The sequence below is a fragment of the Nocardioides humilatus genome (assembly GCF_008373755.1).
Lineage (GTDB): Bacteria > Actinomycetota > Actinomycetes > Propionibacteriales > Nocardioidaceae > Nocardioides > Nocardioides humilatus.
In genome coordinates this window covers 1-368 of the sequence record NZ_VUJV01000142.1, presented here as the reverse complement: position 1 = coordinate 368, position 368 = coordinate 1, and the positions used below count along the sequence as shown (strand labels likewise).

Annotated in this window: 1 protein-coding gene; it reads left to right on the top strand. The window is 42.9% G+C overall.

Features of this window, described 5'->3' with window-relative positions; genetic code table 11:
* Positions 1 to 17 precede the first annotated feature (17 nt).
* Positions 18 to 275 carry a BPTI/Kunitz-type proteinase inhibitor domain-containing protein gene (locus F0U44_RS24255; RefSeq protein ID WP_149730622.1) on the top strand — a complete coding sequence of 86 codons (258 nt, stop codon included), beginning with the start codon at positions 18 to 20 and terminating at the stop codon, positions 273 to 275.
* Positions 276 to 368: the final 93 nt, after the last annotated feature.

Here is a 368-nt window from a genome sequence, read left to right as displayed (position 1 = left end):
ATTGAATCAGAGACGTCATGTTGCGATCGGTGCTTTTCCTAACCACGGGCTTTCTCTTCGCTGCGTGCTTGACGTCAGTCATGAGTGATAAGCCAACAACGAAGCCGATATGCGAGCAGGCTTTTGGCAATTCGGGCCCTTGTTTCGCCTACATTAAGCTATACTTGTACAATCAGAAGACGAAGAAGTGTGAAGAATTCATTTACGGAGGCTGCCAGGGGAACGACAATCGTTTCATCACATTGGCCGAATGCGAACAGAAATGCATAAAGTAACTGATACCTTCGAATTAACGCACGCTCTTTTCTCAAGCTGATGTATAAAACGATGAAGCTTGGTATAAAAACTATTAAATATATATATGGGAA